Annotated in this window: 18 protein-coding genes and 1 tRNA gene; 13 read left to right on the top strand and 6 right to left on the bottom strand. The window is 58.7% G+C overall.

Annotated elements, in window-relative coordinates:
• The first annotated feature begins 18 nt into the window (after window positions 1-18).
• The 6 genes from rplT to AC3B6A_RS17850 all read left to right on the top strand — a co-directional run bounded on the left by rplT (window position 19) and on the right by AC3B6A_RS17850 (window position 4,707).
• Entirely contained in the window at window positions 19-375 is a 357-nt protein-coding gene (rplT, locus tag AC3B6A_RS17875) for a 50S ribosomal protein L20 (RefSeq protein ID WP_003099086.1), read from the top strand.
• Between the two features lie 97 nt (window positions 376-472).
• Window positions 473-1,489 carry a phenylalanine--tRNA ligase subunit alpha gene (gene pheS / locus AC3B6A_RS17870; RefSeq protein ID WP_488398538.1) on the top strand — a complete coding sequence of 339 codons (1,017 nt, stop codon included), beginning with the start codon at window positions 473-475 and terminating at the stop codon, window positions 1,487-1,489.
• 34 nt (window positions 1,490-1,523) lie between these two features.
• Window positions 1,524-3,902 (top strand): phenylalanine--tRNA ligase subunit beta, encoded by a 2,379-nt coding sequence (pheT, locus tag AC3B6A_RS17865; RefSeq protein ID WP_488398537.1) that lies wholly within the window; start codon window positions 1,524-1,526, stop codon window positions 3,900-3,902.
• Between the two features lie 3 nt (window positions 3,903-3,905).
• A complete protein-coding gene (gene ihfA, locus AC3B6A_RS17860) occupies window positions 3,906-4,208 on the top strand; it encodes an integration host factor subunit alpha (protein WP_003090661.1) in 303 nt (100 codons plus the stop codon).
• Window positions 4,189-4,545 carry a MerR family transcriptional regulator gene (locus AC3B6A_RS17855; RefSeq protein ID WP_015476661.1) on the top strand — a complete coding sequence of 119 codons (357 nt, stop codon included), beginning with the start codon at window positions 4,189-4,191 and terminating at the stop codon, window positions 4,543-4,545. Before ihfA ends, AC3B6A_RS17855 begins: the two co-directional genes overlap by 20 nt.
• An 85-nt stretch (window positions 4,546-4,630) precedes the next feature.
• A tRNA-Pro gene (locus AC3B6A_RS17850) sits at window positions 4,631-4,707 on the top strand.
• A gap of 87 nt (window positions 4,708-4,794) precedes the next feature.
• Here the strand turns inward: AC3B6A_RS17850 and AC3B6A_RS17845 are convergent.
• The 4 genes from AC3B6A_RS17845 to AC3B6A_RS17830 form a co-directional block, all read right to left on the bottom strand.
• Window positions 4,795-5,907, bottom strand: a complete 1,113-nt coding sequence (locus AC3B6A_RS17845; protein WP_488398536.1) for a tyrosine-type recombinase/integrase — start codon at window positions 5,905-5,907, stop codon at window positions 4,795-4,797.
• Entirely contained in the window at window positions 5,907-6,119 is a 213-nt protein-coding gene (locus tag AC3B6A_RS17840) for a helix-turn-helix domain-containing protein (RefSeq protein WP_488398535.1), read from the bottom strand. Before AC3B6A_RS17840 ends, AC3B6A_RS17845 begins: the two co-directional genes overlap by 1 nt.
• The gene (locus tag AC3B6A_RS17835) at window positions 6,116-6,352 is read right to left on the bottom strand and encodes an AlpA family transcriptional regulator (RefSeq protein ID WP_488398534.1); all 237 of its coding nucleotides are present in this window, start codon (window positions 6,350-6,352) and stop codon (window positions 6,116-6,118) included. Before AC3B6A_RS17835 ends, AC3B6A_RS17840 begins: the two co-directional genes overlap by 4 nt.
• 841 nt (window positions 6,353-7,193) lie before the next feature.
• Window positions 7,194-7,466, bottom strand: a complete 273-nt coding sequence (locus AC3B6A_RS17830) for a hypothetical protein (protein WP_488398533.1) — start codon at window positions 7,464-7,466, stop codon at window positions 7,194-7,196.
• Between the two features lie 277 nt (window positions 7,467-7,743).
• Here AC3B6A_RS17830 and AC3B6A_RS17825 point away from each other — a divergent pair, with 277 nt between their 5' ends.
• The 7 genes from AC3B6A_RS17825 (at window position 7,744) to AC3B6A_RS17795 (ending at window position 16,973) form a co-directional block, all read left to right on the top strand.
• Window positions 7,744-8,682 carry an ATP-binding protein gene (locus AC3B6A_RS17825; RefSeq protein WP_488398532.1) on the top strand — a complete coding sequence of 313 codons (939 nt, stop codon included), beginning with the start codon at window positions 7,744-7,746 and terminating at the stop codon, window positions 8,680-8,682.
• An 18-nt stretch (window positions 8,683-8,700) separates the two neighbouring features.
• Entirely contained in the window at window positions 8,701-9,960 is a 1,260-nt protein-coding gene (locus tag AC3B6A_RS17820; protein WP_488398531.1) for a hypothetical protein, read from the top strand.
• Window positions 9,957-11,645 (top strand): hypothetical protein, encoded by a 1,689-nt coding sequence (locus tag AC3B6A_RS17815; RefSeq protein WP_488398530.1) that lies wholly within the window; start codon window positions 9,957-9,959, stop codon window positions 11,643-11,645. The genes AC3B6A_RS17820 and AC3B6A_RS17815 overlap by 4 nt, the downstream gene beginning before the upstream one ends.
• A gap of 10 nt (window positions 11,646-11,655) precedes the next feature.
• Complete coding sequence (locus AC3B6A_RS17810) at window positions 11,656-12,309, top strand: OmpA/MotB family protein (protein WP_488398529.1); 654 nt, start codon at window positions 11,656-11,658, stop codon at window positions 12,307-12,309.
• Window positions 12,310-12,795: 486 nt separating this feature from the next.
• A complete protein-coding gene (locus AC3B6A_RS17805; RefSeq protein WP_488398528.1) occupies window positions 12,796-14,376 on the top strand; it encodes a DUF726 domain-containing protein in 1,581 nt (526 codons plus the stop codon).
• Between the two features lie 300 nt (window positions 14,377-14,676).
• The gene (locus AC3B6A_RS17800) at window positions 14,677-15,714 is read left to right on the top strand and encodes a helix-turn-helix transcriptional regulator (protein WP_488398527.1); all 1,038 of its coding nucleotides are present in this window, start codon (window positions 14,677-14,679) and stop codon (window positions 15,712-15,714) included.
• A 206-nt stretch (window positions 15,715-15,920) separates the two neighbouring features.
• Window positions 15,921-16,973: a hypothetical protein gene (locus AC3B6A_RS17795; protein WP_488398526.1), complete on the top strand. Its 1,053-nt coding sequence runs from the start codon at window positions 15,921-15,923 to the stop codon at window positions 16,971-16,973.
• Window positions 16,974-16,980: 7 nt separating this feature from the next.
• Here AC3B6A_RS17795 and AC3B6A_RS17790 read toward each other — a convergent pair whose 3' ends face one another.
• Together AC3B6A_RS17790 and AC3B6A_RS17785 are read right to left on the bottom strand one after the other, a co-directional pair.
• The gene (locus AC3B6A_RS17790) at window positions 16,981-17,115 is read right to left on the bottom strand and encodes a hypothetical protein (RefSeq protein ID WP_488398525.1); all 135 of its coding nucleotides are present in this window, start codon (window positions 17,113-17,115) and stop codon (window positions 16,981-16,983) included.
• Between the two features lie 358 nt (window positions 17,116-17,473).
• Window positions 17,474-18,535: an ADP-ribosylglycohydrolase family protein gene (locus AC3B6A_RS17785; RefSeq protein WP_488398524.1), complete on the bottom strand. Its 1,062-nt coding sequence runs from the start codon at window positions 18,533-18,535 to the stop codon at window positions 17,474-17,476.
• Between the last annotated feature and the right edge of the window lie 82 nt (window positions 18,536-18,617).

Below are 18,617 nucleotides of genomic sequence, written 5' to 3'. Positions count from 1 at the left end.
CTGGTAGAGGATAGATAAATGGCTCGTGTTAAGCGTGGCGTGATTGCCCGTCGTCGTCACAAGAAGATCCTGAAGCTCGCAAAAGGCTACTACGGCGCGCGTTCGCGCGTGTTCCGCGTTGCCAAGCAGGCGGTAATCAAGGCTGGCCAATACGCCTACCGTGACCGTCGTCAGCGCAAGCGTCAGTTCCGCGCCCTGTGGATCGCCCGTATCAACGCTGGTGCTCGTCAGAACGGTCTGTCCTACAGCCGTCTGATCGCCGGCCTGAAGAAGGCGGCCATCGAGATCGACCGTAAGGTACTGGCCGATCTGGCTGTGAACGAAAAAGCGGCGTTTACCGCGATTGTCGAGAAAGCGAAGGCCAGCCTGGCTTAAGCCCCACGACAGTTACCGGATCTCGGTCCGGACGTAACGTCACCGATAGGGGAAGAGCCTTACCGCTCTTCCCCTATTTTGTATCTGGAGTTGGTACATGGAAAACCTGGACGCGCTGGTTTCGCAGGCCCTGGATGCCGTGCGAAACACCGAAGACGTCAACGCCCTGGAGCAGATCCGGGTTCACTACCTCGGCAAGAAAGGCGAACTGACCCAGGTCATGAAGACCCTGGGCGACCTGCCGGCCGAAGAGCGCCCCAAGGTCGGCGCGCTGATCAACGTCGCCAAGGAAAAGGTTCAGGATGCCCTGAACGCCCGCAAGGCCGAGCTTGAGGGCGCCGCCCTCGCCGCCAAGCTGGCTGCCGAGCGCATCGATGTGACCCTGCCGGGCCGTGGCCAGTCCTCCGGTGGGCTGCATCCGGTCACCCGTACCAAGGAACGCATCGAGCAGTGCTTCACCCGCATCGGCTATGAAGTGGCCGAGGGGCCGGAAGTCGAAGACGACTACCACAACTTCGAAGCGCTCAACATCCCGGGTCACCACCCGGCTCGTGCCATGCACGACACTTTCTATTTCAATGCGAACATGCTGCTGCGCACCCACACCTCGCCGGTACAGGTCCGCACCATGGAAAACCAGAAGCCGCCGATTCGCATTGTCTGCCCGGGCCGCGTCTACCGCTGCGACTCCGACCTGACCCACTCGCCAATGTTCCACCAGGTCGAAGGTCTGCTGGTCGACGAAGACGTCAGCTTCGCCGACCTCAAGGGCACCATCGAGGAATTCCTCCGCGCCTTCTTCGAGAAGGAATTCTCCGTCCGCTTCCGTCCGTCCTTCTTCCCCTTCACCGAGCCTTCGGCGGAAGTCGACATCCAATGCGTGCTCTGCAGCGGCAAGGGTTGCCGCGTCTGCAAGCAGACCGGCTGGCTGGAAGTCATGGGTTGCGGCATGGTCCACCCGAACGTGCTGCGTATGTCCGGCATCGACCCCGAGAAATACCAGGGCTTCGCCTTCGGTATGGGCATCGAGCGTCTGGCCATGCTGCGCTATGGCGTGAACGACTTGCGCCTGTTCTTCGACAACGATCTGCGGTTCCTCGGCCAGTTCCGCTAGCCCGCACGACCGTCAACGTATTTAGGAGAGCAGGATGAAATTCAGTGAACAGTGGCTGCGGAGCTGGGTAAATCCGCAGGTATCCCGTGACGAGCTGGTGGCTCGTCTGTCCATGGCGGGCCTCGAGGTCGACGCCGTGATCCCGGTTGCCGGCCAGTTCAGCGGCGTGGTCGTGGGCGAAGTGCTGTCGACCGAGCAGCACCCGGACGCCGACAAGCTGCGTGTCTGCCAGGTCAGCAACGGTTCGGAGACCTTCCAGGTCGTCTGCGGCGCGCCTAATGTGCGCCCGGGTCTGAGGATCCCCTTCGCCATGATCGGTGCCGAACTGCCGGGTGACTTCAATATCAAGAAGGCCAAGCTGCGTGGCGTCGAATCCAACGGCATGCTGTGCTCGGCCAAAGAGCTGGAAATCAGCGACGACAACGCCGGTCTGATGGAGCTCGCCGCGGATGCGCCGGTTGGCGTCAGCATCCGTGACTACCTCGAGCTGGACGACGCCTCCATCGAGATCGGTTTGACCCCGAACCGCGGCGACTGCCTGTCCCTGACCGGTCTTGCGCGTGAAGTCGGCGCGCTGTACAGCGCCGAGGTCAATCCGGTGGTGGTCAACACCGTCGCCCCGCACAGCGACGAAGTGCGCGGCATTGAACTGCTGGCGCCCAAGGCCTGTCCGCGTTATCTCGGTCGCGTCATCCGCAACGTCGACTTGAGCAAGCCGACCCCCCTGTGGATGGTCGAGCGCCTGCGCCGTTCCGACATCCGCAGCATCGACGCCGCCGTCGACATCACCAACTACGTGATGATCGAACTGGGCCAGCCGATGCACGCCTTCGACCTCGACGAGATCAAGGGCGGCGTGCGCGTGCGCATGGCGGAGGAGGGCGAGAAGCTTGTCCTGCTTGACGGCCAGGAAGTCGCCCTGCGTGCCGACACCCTGGTGATCGCCGATCACGAACGCGCTCTGGCCATCGCCGGCGTGATGGGCGGTGAGCACAGCGGCGTCAGCGCCAAGACTCGCGACCTGTTCCTCGAAAGCGCCTTCTTCGACAGCATCGCCGTTGCCGGCAAGGCCCGCTCCTATGGCCTGCACACCGATGCCTCGCACCGCTTCGAGCGTGGCGTGGACTGGCTGTTGGCCCGTCGCGCCATGGAGCGCGCCACCGAACTGCTGCTGCAGATCGTCGGCGGCGAAGCCGGCCCGATCGTGGAAGAAGTCAGCGAAGCAGACCTACCGAAGGTTGCCCCTGTTTCTCTACGCGCCGAGCGCGTCACCCAGATGCTGGGCATGGAGCTGGACAGCGCGGAAATCGAGCGTCTGCTGACCGCCTTGGAGTTCGACGTACAGAAAGTCGGTGCCGATGCCTGGACCGTTGCGGTCCCGAGCCATCGCTTCGACGTTTCCATCGAAGTCGATCTGATCGAGGAGTTGGGCCGCCTGTACGGCTACAACCGTTTGCCGGTCCGTTACCCGCAGGCCCGTCTGGCGCCGAACACCAAGTCTGAGTCCCAGGCCGAGCTGCCGGCGCTGCGCCGCCTGCTGGTCGCCCGTGACTACCAGGAAGCCATCACCTACAGCTTCATCGATCCCAAGTTGTTCGAGCTGTTCCACCCCGGCGTCGAGCCACTGATGCTGGCCAATCCGATCTCCGCCGACATGGCCGCCATGCGCGCCTCGCTCTGGCCGGGTCTGGTGAAGTCCCTGCAGCATAACCTCAACCGTCAGCAGACCCGTGTTCGTCTGTTCGAAAGCGGTCTGCGCTTCGTCGGTCAGTTGGAAGGGCTGGTGCAGGAAAACATGCTTGCCGGCGTGGTCTGTGGTCCTCGTCAGCCGGAAGGCTGGGCCAACGGTCGCGAAAGCGTCGACTTCTTCGATGTGAAGGCCGACGTCGAGGCGCTGCTGGGTAACGCCGGCGCCATCGATGCGTTCACCTTCTCTCCGGCAGAGCATCCGGCGCTGCACCCGGGCCAGACTGCAAGGATCGAACGTGACGGCGAACTGGTCGGTTACCTCGGCGCGCTGCACCCGGAACTGGCGAAGGAGCTGGACCTGGATCGCCCGGTCTTCCTCTTCGAACTGGTGCTGGCTGAAGTGGCCAAGGGCCGCCTGCCGAAATTCAGCGAACTGTCGCGCTTCCCTGAGGTGCGCCGTGACCTCGCGCTGTTGGTGGATCTGGATACTCCGGCTGAATTCGTCCTCGCCACGATCCGTGAAGCGGCGGGCGAATGGCTGACAGACCTCAGGCTCTTTGACGTCTACCACGGTAAAGGCATTGATCCGCTTAGAAAAAGCTTGGCGGTTGGCTTGACCTGGCAGCATCCATCACGCACTCTTAACGATGACGAGGTGAACGCGACTACGCAGAATATCGTCGCCTCGCTGGAACAAAGGTTCAACGCCACGTTAAGGAAGTAGCGTATGGGGGCTCTGACGAAAGCTGAAATTGCTGAACGTCTGTACGAAGAGCTGGGCCTGAATAAGCGGGAAGCCAAAGAACTGGTGGAGCTCTTCTTTGAAGAGATCCGCCAGGCGCTGGAGCATAACGAACAGGTGAAGTTGTCAGGTTTCGGCAACTTCGACCTGCGCGACAAGCGCCAGCGTCCCGGACGCAACCCGAAGACGGGAGAGGAAATCCCGATCACAGCCCGGCGCGTCGTCACCTTTCGTCCAGGGCAGAAACTGAAAGCCAGGGTTGAGGCTTATGCTGGAACCAAGTCATAACGACGAGCTGCCCCCCATTCCGGGCAAGCGCTACTTCACTATCGGTGAAGTGAGCGACCTTTGCGCGGTGAAGCCACACGTGCTGCGGTATTGGGAGCAGGAATTCCCGCAACTCAATCCGGTCAAGCGAAGGGGCAACCGGCGCTACTACCAGCGCCAGGACGTGCTCATGATTCGCCAGATCCGCGCGCTGCTCTACGATCAGGGCTTCACCATCGGTGGCGCCCGTCAGCGCCTCACCGGCGATGAAGCACGCGAGGACGCCACTCAGTACAAGCAACTGATCCGGCAGATGATCGCCGAATTGGAGGACGTTCTGCACGTCCTGCGCAAGTAACTGAAAAAAATGAAAAAAGTACTTCTCCGAAGCGAATGCTTGGGGTATAGTGCGATCCGCTTCCAGGGCAACTTGGTCGCAAAGTCGGGGCGTAGCGCAGCCTGGTAGCGCACTTGCATGGGGTGCAAGGGGTCGAGTGTTCGAATCACTCCGTCCCGACCAAATTTTGATAAGCGGCTCAAGTACTTACGTGCTTGGGCCGTTTTCATTTCTGGCGTCGCACAAAACTGGCGCAAAATGTGCGCGAAGCTATCGGGCGATTTCACTGATATCCAGGCCAGGAACAGCATCCGACCAAACCACATCCTCGTGGTCTCGCTGGTAGTTCTTCGTCATCTCTTCTCTGGCGTGCCCCGCAACCTTCTGCCCGTCCTTTCCGGCTTTCTTGTACAGGTGCAGCGATAGCGCCCTGATCTCGTGGAAGCCTGGCATCTCTTCTTCGCGCCAATCTGCATAGCAGCCTGCTTCGTCCCTGGCCTCCTTGAAGGTCCTGGTCAGATAGCGCTCGTCAATCTTCGTCCAGTGCTCCTTGCGTGCCCCGAGATTCTGCCGTTTTCGCTGCGGCCTCCGGTGGATCAGGAAGGGGGATGGCACGTTATCGCGGCATTGGTTGAGCACGCTCTGCAGTTCCGGTGTCACTTGGAACCGAATCCACGCTGCGTCGGACGCCTTCGCCGTCTTTCGCTGTACGACATACAGGAATCCGTCCCGAATATCATCGAAGCGCATTGCCAGGATGTCGGTGCGCCGCTGAGCAGTTATCAGCGCAAGGTCGATCGCGTTCTTCAACCAATCCGGCGCCTTTTCTCTAATCGCTCGCAAGCCATCGACTGTGTGGCGCTTCCGCTGCTTCTTCTCGATCCTGGGGATTGTGATTGCGGCGGGGTTGTCAGGGCATAGGCCCTTCGCAACGGCGTGATTGAAAATGTCGACGAGGAGGGCGCGCGCCTGATTAGCTGCCCGCGGAGTCAGACTGTCCAGTAGCTTCGCGACCATACGAATGGTGATGCCATCGATGGCATTTGACGGCCAGGCCGCCCGGAACTGCCGAAAACGCACTCTGTAAAGTTCGAGGGTGCCTTTCGCTAGCTCGCGAGGTGGCAGTACCTCCCGCTCGTAGTAGTCCAAGAAGCTAACGAACAGATCTACTTCGACCCCTTGGACTTTGGATACGAGATCACCGCCCTGCATGAACGTCAGGTTCAACTGCCTGGCGGCGTCGATGGCTTTGGCTCGGTCTTCTCCGAATTGGAACCATTTGCCATCGGTAGGGCGACGGTAACGATAGATGCTGCGTCGTGCGTCAAAGTAGAGGTTCTGCGGCAAGCCATTGTTTTCTTTTTTCCGAGGCCGTGGCGACATTAACCTGATCCTTGTAGAACCATGGCGACCAGATCCTCACCGGTTGACTTCGTGAAGGCCGCCCAGTCGATGTACCAGAGCCTGCCGATCTGCTTGCCCGGAATTTCTCCATTCCGGATTTTGTTGCGGATGGTTTGGCCGCACAGGGGAGTGCCATTGCTGCCCCAGTAGCGGCGCTGGAATTCGCTTATCTTGATGAGCTCTATGTTCATCCGTTGTTCCTTGGTGTCTGGGCTTGCCCCTCAAGCCGCGCGGTAATCCATTCATCAATTTCCACGGAATCCCAGCCAACAGCTCGGATTCCAATCGGTTTTGCTTTTGGAAACTCCCCCTTAGCCATGAGGAGATAGATGCTCGAGCGCTTGAAGCCGCAAAGGCGAATTACTTCTGGCAATCGCAAGATTCGTCTCTGGGAGGGCTGGCGAGTGGCAGTTTCTTTAACCATGATGGCCTCGGGTGTGAATCTTCAGATGGTTTGGATTGGTTGCTACTCCAATGATGGTGGTCCGATAGGGGAGGGCGAAGATCTCTTACTAGGGGAAGCAACTGCCGGCTGCCTACCCATATCCCAAAGCGCCCTGTTTCCAAGGCGCTTCAGTGATGCTTTCGATGTTGTTCCCGCGTTCGCCTGCTGGGCTTCTGAAACCCGCGGGTCTTGCTTCTGGTGTCTTGGTGGACCGCCTCGCCGGAATGCCGCGCGCTGCAGTCAGGTGTTTTGAATTCCGGCACTGTTACCCGCCACCGATGCCTGGGCGATGATTTTTGTTCTCTTCGCATCCGCTGTACCAGGTACCGAGCCCTGTTCTGAAGAGCCCCGGTAGGGAGCTTTTGCGATGCAACCCTCAGCCCGGCTGCCTCCAGATCGGCGCCAAAGCTTCGAGCAGGCCGGCTACCAGAGGCCGGCATGGGTTCCCACATTGTTAAAGAGCGAGCACCAATGATTTGGCGTTTACCTAAATTGGCTTTATTGGATTGAGCAATTCAAGCTCGCCCGTTTGTGAATCAAGAAAAACTGACTTTTCCTACTTGTTGAGTAACTGATTCGCACAAAACAGCCCGCTCAAGGCGGGTTAGTGATGAAGGCGGGGATCTACGGCGAGGTGAGCGCCTAGCGGCTGGCCGCCAGATATGCGAGATGCCTCTCTGTCAGGGAGTGGCACCAATGTAAGCCATGGTTTCTACGAGGTGAGCCATGAGAAATTTCCTTTAAGTAATAGCCGACATAAAGCGCTGCGCGAGGCGCAGCACTGTCCGGACGAATGAAATGAGAAGGGTGTGAAGGCCGATCAGGCCGGCAGGTTGAAGCGATGACCGCAGGTCAGGCAGCGGTTGTGAGCGAGGGCGTGGCGGTCGAGCGACTCACCCAACTGAGCGCCGAGTGCGCAGCCACTGACACCGCCGGCCAGGCCGCCGAGGATGGCGCCCGATACGGAGCCGAGGGTGATGCCAACCGGCCCGGCAATAGCACCGACGACAGCCTCAGCCTGACCGCCAGCTAGGGCTGCGCTGACGCCACGCGCAATACCGCCCATGGTGCCGATGGCTGCGCCGACTTTCATGGCGTGGTGGAAAGAAGCGACTTTGGGGGAATGACCGCGAGGACACGGCAATGACATAGGGCGAACCTCTGTGGTGGTGATGTCATTGCGGTTATGTAGGACTGAAATTTTTTCGAATCAAATTTCCATCGCCGCCCCCTTGAAACAGAAGATGCGGTGGCTCGCACCGGCTAAGGGATGGGTAAACGACTGTGTTTATAACTTCCAGGCTAGGGGCGCGACAGAATCTGACGCCCACCTGTGAATAATGACGCAATCTACCTTTCCAAGGCTCACTATGAACGAACGCAAAGCCGCGGCTGACGCCATTAGCCGATCAGCAGAGTCCATTCTTCCGCCGCTGCGCGAAGCACGCTTTGACCTCGCTGCCGACGTGATCCTATCGGCCAGCACCCGTCTTCAGCTCGACGAGTGCCTGGCCCGTCTGCGTTTCCACCGGAAGATCTACGAGGACTGGGGCTTTGCCGCCGTGGACCCGATGGGCATGACCGCCATCCTGAACTTCTACGGACCGCCAGGTACCGGAAAGACCCTTTGCGCCGAAGCACTTGCCGGGCGGCTCGGGATGCCGTTTATGGCCTTGGGCATCGCTGAACTGGAAAGCAAGTTCATGGGTGATACCGCCAAGAACATCCAGGCAGCCTTCGAACGCGCCCGTGAGAGTGGCGCTCTGTTGTTCTTCGATGAGGCCGACACGTTGCTGGGGAAGCGCCTGTCCTCGGTCACCCAGGGGGTGGACAACGAAGTCAACGCCATGCGCTCGACCCTGCTGATCGAACTGGAACGCTTCGAGGGCATCGTGGTTTTCGCCACCAACTTCGCCCGGAACTACGACGAAGCCTTCCGCAGCCGCATCGGTTACCACATCGAGTTCGCTCTGCCCGACCTTGAAGCGCGGCGGCGTCTCTGGGAGCGCTTCCTGGTCGACGGGATTCCTCTGGACGACTCGCGGGAAGCCTTGCTCGACAGCGCCAGCTCGCGCTCCGAAGGACTCTCCGGGCGTGAGATCCGCACCTGCATGCGCCTGGCGCTGCCCAAGGCGTTCCTCGCCGCCGAGCGCGACGACAGCTCGCCACGGCTTAACGCCGAGCATCTGTACGCCGCCATAGACGAAGTACTGGCAACCCACGAACACGTGGCCACACCTCATTCATCCGGCAAGACGCACTCCGCACAGGACGCGGCCCGGGCCAAGGCCCTGCTGGGCATTCAGTAAGCAAGCAAGGAGAACGTCATGGGACTTTTTTCGTGGGTCAGCAGTGCGGTCGAAAGCGTGGGCAACTTCGCCAGCGCGGCCTGGGACAAAACCAAGGAAGTAGCCGCCAAGGCGCTCGACTGGATGGCCGACAAGGCCGAGGGCTTCGTCGGCACCGTGAAGGAGGTCTGGAAGAAGGTTAAGCCCTTCGTCGAGAAGGTGGTGCGCCCGGGAGTCCAGTTCGCCGCCCAGTGGAGCGCGAAGAACCTGCCCACCTTTCCCTGGGTGAGCAGCGCCCTGAACGCCTTCGACAAGGTCCTGGGCGCCCTGCTTGCCTGGGACCAGAGCGAGATGGCGAAGAAGGTCGACGCCGCCATCAAGTGGGCCATCCACAGGGCCCGGGAGCTGCGCGACCTGTGGCTGAACGACAAGGAAATGGCCGAAGCCGAGGCGCACGAGGAAACCCTTCGCCAGGCGCGTGGCGATGTGCGTGGCGATGCGGCCCAGGCGCTCGACGTGGCCTTGCTCATCACTCAGTACGCGCAGCTCGCGTCGCGAATCAAGGACGTGCTGCAGAACAATGCGATCGCCGACTTCCATCATTACCTTCGCCTGCGCGCTGCGCAGAAGCTGCTCAAGGACACCGAGCAACGCCTGGTCGAAGCTCAGGACATCCATGCCATCGACGCGGACGACCTGTTCCTCACCGAGATAGCCGCCGAGCTACTGAAGCCGCGCCCCCAGTTGAGCGAAGCGCAGACCGCGCGCCTGGACTCGATCATCCTGCAGCGCTTCGGCAAGAAGCTGATCCCGTTCGTCTTCGAGGAACTGATCGTCGCCTGGGGCGTGAACCAGGCCGATATGGAGCAGCAATGGAAAAGCCTCGACAAAGCCCTCTCCGAACAGAAATTGCAGATCCGTCGTCTGGAAGTGAGCCAGCGCCTGGCCGAGCTCAGCGCCGAGGAAACTGCCCAGTTGGCGGCACTGCAGGTTGAACTGCCGAAACTCGAGGCGCAGATGAACAGCAAGCGCAAAGTCACCAACGAAATGCGCAACTACGTCTACGCCGCCGAGGGCTTCCTGCAGATGCTGGAACGCAACCCCGAGGACTTCGCTGGCAAGGAATACCTGATCGAAGACAGCGCCGCCGCCGGCATGCTGATCATCGATTGCGCCCAACACGGCAAGCGCTGGGAAGACCTGAGCGAAGACGAGCAATACCTGATCATCGACTTCGCCAACATGTTCGAAGAGGCGAGCCGCGCCCGCACCGCCAAACTGGTCGAGGTGGCGGCGTGAGTTTCGAGGAAATCCTGGGGTTCCTGAAACCTGGCAACGACTCCATCCAGTTGGTCTTCGGCTCGCTGGTTCTGACGCTGGCCCTGATTACCCTGGTCGCCATGTGGCTGGGCGCGCGGCCGGCCCGCTGGGAAAAGAAGTGGAGCGGCGGCGGCGCCCAGGACCTAGACGTCGAGCACGGCTCGCTGAACGAGATCAGCGCGGCGGTGGCCAGCGCCGGCGAGAAGATGGCCGACGTCATGCCGGGCATCCTGCTGATCCTCGGCCTCCTGGGCACCTTCCTGGGCCTTGGCATCGCTCTGAACAAGGCCTCCAGCATCCTCATCGAAGCCAATGCCGGCGGCGGCATGGACAACGCTATGACCAACCTCATGGGCATGATGGAGGGGCTGGGCACCAAGTTCAAAACCTCCACCTGGGGCATCATGGCGTTTCTGCTCATCAAGACCATGGCTAGCCTGAGTCGCTATGAGGAGCGGCGCCTGCGCTGGTGCATCGGCAAGATGAAGACCGCCTTCGAGCAAGGACGCCAGGCGCTGCGCGAGGCCCGCGAGCACGAACAGCAGTCGCTGCTCGGCGCCCTGGCGACGATCGACCAGACCCTGCAGAGCCACCTGCAAGCCAACCACGGCGTACTTGAACAGCACTTCCAGCTGAGCAAGCACGCTACCCTGGCCACAGGCTCCGCGCTGGAAGCCACCCACCAGGCAGTACAGGAGCTGCAACAAGCGCTCGCGCCGCAGTTGCAGACACTCAACGCCAACAGCCTGGACGCCTGTCGCTCGCTCTCCGAGGCCACCGCCCAGTTGCAACGCCACGGCGAACAGAACCAGCAGCAACTGGAAGATACCCGCGCCACCCGCGCCAGTCTCGAGAGTTTCGTCGAGGCCAACAGCCGCAACCTTGGAGCGCTCTCCGATGCGGCCAGCCAGATGGCCGGCGCCGCCAGCGGGATCGGCCAGTCCGCCGAGCAGTTGCAGGGCGCCATCGGCGACTTCGAGACCAGCGTGGGTGAAGTGCTCAACGGCCTCAAGCGCGACCTGGCCGGCGCCATCGACAACATGGGCGAGAGCTTTGCGCACAACATGACGAACATCTCCAGCACCATGGCCGAGGCCACCGCGGGTATCTCCGGTGCGGTGGCGGACCTGTCGGATAACGTTGGTAAAACCATGGAAAGCGTCCAGCGCTCGAACGAGGCGTCCATCGATATCCAGAAGAACGCGCAGCGCGAGTTCCTGGTGACCAGCGGCTCGCTCATCACCAACGTCGAAGGCATGACGACCCTGGTCAACGACCTGCGCGAACAGATCGTCTCGGGCCTGAAGGCCGTCTCGGAAAGTGGCCGCCGCATGGTCGCCCTCGACCGCCGCTACAACGGTGTCGTCGACCTGGCCGCACAAAGCGCCCTCGCCCTGGAACAGCTGGTGGCGCAACTGCAGACCATGCAGCAGAGCAGCCCGCTGCAACCGGTGCTGGAGCAGATGGTCGATCAGGTTGGTGCCGTCAGCAGCAGTCTCGGCGGCATCGACAGCCACGTCCTGGCGCTCACCCGCGATCTGAAAAGCAGCAACAGCGGCGAGCACGTTGGCCGTATCCGCCATGCCATGGACGAAGTGATCCGGTACCTGGAAGGTCTCGACAACCGCCTGCAGCAACTCAGCCTCGAACGCGAAGAGGCCTGAGTAACCCGCCATGAAGGACAAACCTAACGAATGGGTGTCGATCTCCGACTTGATGGCCGGGGTGATGGCGGTGGTGATGCTGTTGCTGGTGATGTCGGTACTGCAGAAGACCTACTCCGATCTCAAGCACAAGCAGGAGATGGAGCAGAGCACCAGCTCGCAGCGCGACAAGGTCAACCGCATGCTGGTCGAGCTGAAGCAGTCCCTCAGCGGCACGGCCAGCGAGGGCCTGGTGGCGATCGATGTCAACGCGCAGAAGTTCACCCTGCGCGATGGCGTGTTCGGGCGCGGCAGCGCCTGCGTCACTGACCAGGCAAAGCAGGCGTTCATCAGCATTGAGGAGAAAGTCTCGGACTTCCTCGGCGAGTTCCACAACGGCAAGGTTTATGTCGAAGGGCATACGGACAACCTTCCGGTCTCGCGCCCGGTGACCAATTTCGACGCGTTCTGCACCGTGTACGACGACAACTTCACCCTGTCCGCGGCCCGCGCTCGCGAGGCGCGCAAGCTGATCATCGGCCAACTGACACCAGCCAGTGCCAAGCGCGTCGTGGTAGCCGGCTACGGCGAGTCCCAGCCGATTCCCGGAGTACCGCCGGAGGATGCTCAGCAACGGCGCATTGAGGTTCGTCTGGTGGTGCAGGATGACGACGTACACGACTGATCAATAGTTGAAAGGCAAGAATAACCATCAGGGGGCGGAGTTTCATCAAACTGAGATTGGTCTCGAAGTAGACCGATCTCTCTTGATGTCGAGGAGGATCGCCGAGCATGCATGAATATCTCCTCGACGAGGCGAGCCTGTTCGTGGAGCTGGGATGGAGCCCGGATGGGGACTGTTGAAAGCACTTCGCTGGTTTCTCAGAGCCTACCCAATGCGGAAGTTGAGCCTTTTGTAGACCGCTAGGCCGACCCCGTTGAATTGGTCCTCCGCCCAGTCTCCCTTTGCCGGATTCGTGCTGGGGATAATTATTACTTCGTTTTGTTAAGTGTGTTTTCTTCACGCGAAAGCTGATGAGGTTCTCCGCTTTAACGGTCGGTAAGTTCTTGGTGAAGTCGAATGCAGGGGGCTGGAAAGTGCTCCAGGTCAAACTGTCTACGCGCATGCTAGAAAAATTCAAAATTAATTGTAGGGCCGATTTTTTCTTGCTTGCGCGGTCTGCTGAATATGGTGTTTTCGTGCTTTTTCCTTCATGATAAATCCCTTGTTTTGTGGTCTATAGAGGGACTCAGATTGGAAGCGCCAAGCCAGTCAAGTAGCAAAGGCTCTAGAAAGCTAGAGTTTAAGTTTTCGACGCCATTTAAAGTTGATGCTGCGGAAGCTAATGTTTTTGTTCATGGCTACTCTGCAGGGCATGATCTTGATGATCGCCAAAGTCTGATAAATAGCATTCCTCTAGAATTGCACGATCAATTGAATATATTTGCATTCTGGCCGTCCAGCCATTTTACGCGTCTTAATGGTAAGGCTAAGAATCTGATAATTGTCATGTCGCGTATTCATGTTGTTGCCTCTGCCTTGGCATTGGCAGCTGACCGGATCGCCCACTTCTCCCTGATTCGGTCTAGAGCGGATGATATGGGGACGGTCCTTTATGATCAACTTCGTGATCACCTGAAAGTCCATCACCCTCAAGTCGAACGGGTCAATTTGATTGGCCACTCTCTAGGTGGGCGGGTGGTAGTAAATCTCCTAAAAAAGCTGCCATTCAATAAGTCGGAACAATGCCCCGCTATTGGCGATGTTTTACTCATGGCGACGGCCGCTGAAGTTTCTCCTAGTGAAGCATTCGCAATGTTTCAGCGGATTGATGGTCGGCTCATAAATGCGTACTCCGAAAGCGATAATGTTCTTTTATTGAATGCTGACGAAAATAGCCTCGGACGTCAGAAGGTCCGTCATTTCTCCAATATTCACATGGAAGGATTCGGCCATTCGGACTACTGGCCGAAACTGCGGGAGGTTATGAGAAAAGCAAGGTTCTCCAGTTGGGTAGGACCCGGGAGCAGACTTGCGCTGTTATCGGAAGATGACTTCGTCAAGGGCGATGACCGCCTTTATCAAGTGCTCAGGATTTCGGATACTGAATTGCTTGATGCTGCGATTACACATTTGAAAAGCAGTAGCTGGACGACGATAAACGACACTGAAGCAGATCTTGCCTTAGCCTTAACTCGTGAACTGCAATTGGTTTCCGGGCACTTTGTTGCTAACTTTGTCAGGGGTAGGGGGCTGCGCTACTCGAAGATTCTGGAGATGCTTGCTGAGCATTATGGACTGGCTTCGGAACTTCACCACTGTGCCAAGATTGTCGAGTACGAGCAGGTATTGCTCCAATACATGTTTCAATATGCGTTTCCCGATGGAAATCCGCTGGTTAATAAAACTGTCGAAGAGGTTAAGGCTATGCCGCAGAGTGTGTACCTGGCGGCAGTGGATGCTCTAGCCAAACGCTTGACGCTTGCTTCTTATTTTCAGATTAACAGCGGGGAATTGCCATCGTCGGAGCTAGGATCCAATACGGAAATTGCCAGTTGCACTGCTATGGTTGATATAACGCAAGCATACTTGAGAAGCACCTTTGAGGTATTTCGTGGCCTGGAAAAGGAGGTCGCCAGAATTATGATAAATCTGAAAACTGCGATCAAGCCAGGATATTCGGCATTGATTCCGACAATCGCCATTGTTTATTACGCGCGTCTGCAGGTTGATGAGGAGTGCCTTATGTAGTTTCCGGCCGAAGCCTTACAGCCTCATCATAAAGAAAACTCTTGCCGTCATCGGGTCAAGAAGGGCTACGAGTTATGCCGTGAGTGCAGCGCAAGAAAGAGGAACGCGAGGTAGCGGCCTCGGAATGTCCGGCCCAGCAGGGGGGGAGGCTCCGGCACACCTGAGGTTGCCGACAGTACTGACTGAACTTGCGGTTCGTATAAGGCTTCAGTTGTATGGCAATGAGCCACCTATCGCGATAGGCTAGTGCTTTCTGGCGCCACTTGGCCGGCCGGAAGTGGATAATTTCAAGGTAGAACGATGTCCAAAGCGAAGGATACGCTGCTCAGGCTATTTGCTCTTTTGCGTCTGATTCCCGTCGAGCCGCGACGAATAGCAACCACGACTCTTCTGGAAAAGCTCAAGGATCGAGGGTTCAGCGTTACTCTTCGTTCGGTCCAGCGAGATCTAGGTCGGCTCTCCGTGCCGTTCTCGTTGCTGTGCGACACAAGTGAGACCCCTTATCGCTGGAGCTTCACGCGGGATGCCTCGTCGGAGTTTGCGGATATGGATGCTCCGACCGCATTGGCGCTGTATCTATCGGAACATCATCTGAAGGAAACTCTGCCGCAGAGCGTTTTGGCGCAGCTCGGGCCGCAATTTCGTAGAGCCCGCAATTATCTAGACGGGCTTGGACGTAACGGATTGGCACATTGGGCGCGCAGGGTCCGTACACTCCCTAACGGAAAAGCGTTGATGCCAGCCCAGTTGGCTCCCAGGGTTTGGGCCCAGGTTTCTGCGGCACTGCTAGAGGGGCGGCAGTTGCAGGTCGAGTACCTGAGCCGGAGTAAGGAAGGGCGGAAAAACCTGCGTATTCACCCACTGGCTCTTGTTTCCCGTCACTCGATCACCTACCTGATTGGCACTGCCAACGATTATGTCGATCTGCGGCAGTTCGCCTTGCACCGGATTCAGAGTGCACAGCTTTTGGATCTTCCGGTGAACGAGCACAAGGACTTCAGTCTAGATCGCTATATCGCGGACGGTGCGTTTTCTCGGCGTCAGGCCGCTGAAGGGGTCGAGTTAATTGCGGATGTCCACCCGCAAGTCGCCTGGCTCCTGAACGAAACGCCGTTGAGCGAGCGGCAGAGTCTGGAGCCTGTCTCTGGGGGGGATTGGCAGCGTCTGCGTGCCCACGTTCCGCTCGATCAGGAAACCCTCTGGTGGATATTTGGCCTCAACGACCATATCCGTGTGCACGCGCCGCAGGTATGGGTGGATGAGATCAAGTCGAAACTGGACAGTCTGGGACGGATGTATTCGGTCGCGCAGCCTGCGATGCTTCAGCTCGATGGATGAACATTATTGGCCACTGCACGATGCAGGACGGCCGGGTAGGTGTTTATCGCGATGCCCTGGTTTGGTGAGTTGGCAGTCTAGTGGCATTACGCGATGGATATTTCTGTATCTATTTGGCAACTGTTGTGTTCCGCCGCAACGCGAGTTGTCGGAATAGGTAGGAGGCGATTCGGGCCAGATGCCTGGAGAGCGTAAGGAGAAATGGCGTGGCGCTATACGACTCGATCATCCTGGAGATTGAAAACGGAGTGCTCGAAAAGGAGCTCAGAGCTGCTGACCTGCTCGGGGATACACGCAAGGTATTTTGGCGTATCGATGGAAAGGAGGTTGTGCGCTATCGCGTAGGTTTTGATTTCTACTCTGAGAGCCATATCCGTACTGAGATGGCCAACAATGCTGAAGACTCCGGCTATTCAGTTCGGGCGGGGCAGGTGGCTAAGTATCGACGGGTGGCGGAAGGACTCTATCGGGTGATCGCTCTGGATGAGCAGGAGGAGTGGCTTGAGAAGGAAGGGGCATCGGCATCCTCCACCATTGCCGAATCGTCCCTGGTTAAACTGGAAGATCGCTTTGCCTGTTACCTAGAGAACGAACCGTTTCAGATCTTCAACCGCAAGCGCAAGAGTCTTCATCCGCAGAAGCCCGTGACGGGAGTGGATGCAAGAATCTCCTGCTACTTCTGGCCCACTCCTGCAATCGGTTATGACGACACGGAGCAACTTCTGCAAAGCTTCGTGGTGCGAGCGCAGAAGCTGCTGTTGAGTGGCCTACAGGGGAATGCTTTGGAGGCTCTCGCGTTGTTCTCAGAGATTTGTCAGTGGGGCGGAGTGCGTTTGCCGACTGAGGATCCGCAGGTGGTGGTGGACAACCTATGCCTGGCTGCACTGAAGAACCGGAAAAGCTCGGCGTCGATGAATAGTGCCTGGACCAAGCTCTATGCGATCTTCTATCCCGATGATTTCCTGATCTATGACTCGCGAGTGGCCACCGCTCTGGTTTCTATAGCTGAAAGCGTGATGGCAGACGCCGATTTGAGCACTTTCAGGAAGGCCTATCCCAGTCTTGGTGTCATTTCCGGCAGGGGAGGTTCTCGGCCCCGTGCGACCCGTATTCGCTGGAGCAATGCCTATACATCCTGGTCCGCGCAGTTGGATGCGAACGATCTGGCCAAAACTGTACTCACATCGCTCAATCAGCGTGGTGGGCACACCTACAGCTTGCGTCAGTTGGAAGCAGTCTTGTTCATGGAGGGATATTGATTGCGCCCTAAGTATCTTTGTGGCGATCCACGTTTGCCGTCTGCTGCTCCCGCTCGCGCTTCATTTCGCTGTACTCGCGATGCAGCTCGTAGCCTTTCTTGGCGACAACAATGAAGCCGATAACCGCAAAAAGATTTTTCATGTGCTAGTGCTCCACGTTCAGAAATTTTTAACGTCGATCAAACCGTAGCAAGTGTTCGAGCCGGGCCCTGATCACATCGATCGCGGTTGCCCTGCGCTGCGTCACGGGTTCGTGACTGCATTTCGGACATCGGATGTAGTAATCGAATCCAATCGCGAACACATCGCTCTTCGGTAGGGTTGTTTTCTGCCACGAGCAACGTGGACAGCTAAATGTGATAGGCGGCGGTGGGATCGGCATAGGGGTGCCTTCAGGCCTTGTTGTTCCGTAATCTAGGCGTGCCGCGCGACAACTTGTGTCGCCGGCGCTAGGTTCATTTCGCGTCGCCCTGGCGAGCAGGGCTGGTGGGGCGACCCAATCACCATCCCGGATATCGCCGACAGATCTGCTCGTCGTGGCGGCGATCCTCACCGTACTCGCCACCGTAAATGCGCGGCACCTCATCGATATCGACGGCGACCTGTTCGATCACCTCGCGCAATTCCAGCGATGCGAGCCAACGCTCGGGAATGCTGGCGCTGCCGAGTTGGATGCCGAGCAAATGTCCGGCGATCATTCCCGTGCTGTCGCTGTCCCCACTGTGATTGACGGCCCAGGTCACCCCCTGCTCGAAGCTGTCGGCCATCAATGCACACCACAATCCGATGGCCAGCGCTTCCTCGGCCGTCCATCCGCCACCCAGCAGCGCAATGACTTTAGGGGTCGGCCGAATGCCCTTCTGATAAAGTGCCAACACCAGTTCGATGAACTCTCGTGTCTCGCTCATGCCTTCGCGATGTCCGTACTGCCGGAGGCTTCCCAGGATTGCCTCCTCCAGCGAACAGGAAGGCAGCAGGAGGCGAGCGAGAATGTCAGCAAACAGCCCGGCTGCCAGATACCCGGTCGGATGCCCGTGGGTGAGATGAGCAGACTCCGCCGCCAGCTCGAAGGGCTCAGGGAAGAATGCATGGGGCGCTACCCTCATGACACCGCCGCAGCCCTTGCTGCCGTTGCGTGCCGCTTCGCCAAAGGACTTGCAATCACGCAACGCCGATAGACACGTCATACCGGGTGCTCGACGAGACCAGAGCGCCCTCTCCTGAATCAACCATCCGTCTTTCGCCACCTCGGTGGCTGGTTCTCCGCCCTGAGTTAGGTACCAGCGCAATAGCGCGTGGTGAATCACCGATGGCGGATGGCAGAGACCACGCGATGCCTGTCTGACATGGGCACGCAACAGCCCCTCGGCCGTGAACAGCATCATCTGCGTGTCATCGGTAATCGCTCCTGTGACGCCATAGGCCTGAGCGAAATCTCGGATGCCTGACGAGCCAAACTTCCGCTCAATGGTCGCCCAATCGAGAAACTCCACCGGAGCTCCCAAGGCATCTCCGACGGCCCCACCCAGCAGGCAGCCCTTGATCCTGTCCAGACGATTCATACTCCGCTCCTTAGATATCTTCAGCCGCGCTGACAAAGTTCCAACTGGCATTACGACAACTGGACGTGGGGACGTTTGGTCA

It is taken from the genome of Pseudomonas sp. B12(2026) (assembly GCF_057767015.1).
This window is presented reverse-complemented; position numbering and strand designations above follow the sequence as displayed.